Annotated in this window: 1 protein-coding gene and 1 pseudogene; both read right to left on the minus strand. The window is 59.7% G+C overall.

Features of this window, described 5'->3' with window-relative positions; all coding sequences use genetic code 11:
• Window positions 1-228 (minus strand): annotated as a pseudogene (locus ACH2EH_RS12400) (DUF1501 domain-containing protein); the annotation flags it as partial.
• A 2-nt stretch (window positions 229-230) separates the two neighbouring features.
• A partial coding sequence (locus ACH2EH_RS12405) for a DUF1501 domain-containing protein (RefSeq protein WP_395142096.1) occupies window positions 231-1592 on the minus strand: 1362 nt, incomplete at its 5' end.

A 1592-nucleotide genomic window follows, 5' to 3' on the forward strand; every position in this document is an offset into this window, starting at 1 on the left:
GCGAATATCCGACGGCGCATCCATTTTTAAGTCAAACGTGTCCTGGTGCCCCGGCCCACCCGGCAAGTAGATTAAAATAACCGCCTTGTGCGAGTTGCGTATACCCGCCTGCGCCTCGGCGGCCAGAAGCTGCGGTAGAGCCAGCCCGCCTAGCGCCCCGACGGTTAAAAACTGCCGTCGTGAGAGGCCATCGCAGAACTTGCCGCCCGCGCCACGAATGGTCAGCATGGTTAGATCAGCTCCGCAATCGGCTCACGGCCTGCAAAGAGGAAGTTCGGTCGCCCGGTCACATCCGGAACGGGTGTGTTGACAATATCAATTCCCAGCCGATTATAGAGTGTCACAAAGACATCTTTCATATCAATGGGTCGCTCGTCGGGCTCCTCGCCGAACTTATTGGTGCTCCCAATGACCTGGCCCATCTTCATCCCGCCGCCTGCGAGCAATGCGAAGTTAGCACGGGGCCAGTGGTCCCGGCCCGCGTCTTTGTTGATCTTCGGCGTGCGCCCGAACTCGCCCCACACAATTACCGAGACATCGTCTTGCATTCCCCTGTCGTGGATATCTTGCACCAGCGAGCTCACGGCGGCATCGAGCATGGGGAGGTAGGTCTTGAGCTGGGCGAAGTTCGCGCCATGATGATCCCAGCGCCCGTAGCCAATCGAGACGCAGCGTACGCCTGCCTCGACAAGCCGCCGCGCCGCTAAGAATTGGTCGTTGAGCATCGGCAGGCCATCGTCCACGGGTTCCAGTCGTCCGATTCCGTAGCGCTCACGGGTCTTTTTGTCCTCGCGAGTCACATCCAGCGCCTGGACAAGCTTGCTTGACGTGAGAATATCGAAGGCACGGGCGTTGAGCGCGTCTATCTCGGGGAGCGTGTCCACGCGCCTTCGGTAGCGATCCAGGCTTGCGAGTAGTTGCTTGCGGTGGCTGAGGCGATCCAGCGAGACATCGGTGAGCGTCATGTCTTTCATGAGATCCCCCGATGGCCGCATTGCCGCGTGCGCCATGCCTAGAAAACCCGTGTCGCCGGGATCGGCCCACTCCATGTGCCCGGCCTTGCCCTGAAGGCCCACAAACGGCGGGACAGTTTTCTCAGTCGGGCCTTCCAGCCGCGAGAGCACGGAGCCCAGACACGGCGCTTTGTTCTGATTGGTCTCCGCCACCGAGTACCCGCTCATGCAGATATGCGAGTCGTGCTCATCGCGCATGCCGGTGAGCGAGCGGATAATCGCGAACTTGTCCATCATGCCCGCGATCTTGGGCATGTGCTCGCATATCTCAATCCCGGAGACATTGGTTTTTATTGGCTTGAACTCACCGCGAATATCCGACGGTGCATCAGGCTTCATGTCGAACATGTCGTGCTGTGCCGGGCCACCCGGCAAGAAGACCATAATAATAGCCTTCTGGTTCTTGCGAATGCCCGCGTGCGCCTCCGCCGCCAGAATCTGCGGTAGGCTCAGCCCACCCAACGCTAGCCCCCCGATAGTTAGAAAATCCCGCCGCGAGATGCCATCGCAGAACGCCCCGCTTTTATTGCCCCGTATCGTCAGCATGCCCTTGCTTCCCTCATCAAACCGACAGTGGTG

It is taken from the genome of Armatimonas sp., assembly GCF_043760365.1.
In the GTDB taxonomy this organism is placed as follows: Bacteria; Armatimonadota; Armatimonadia; order Armatimonadales; family Armatimonadaceae; genus Armatimonas.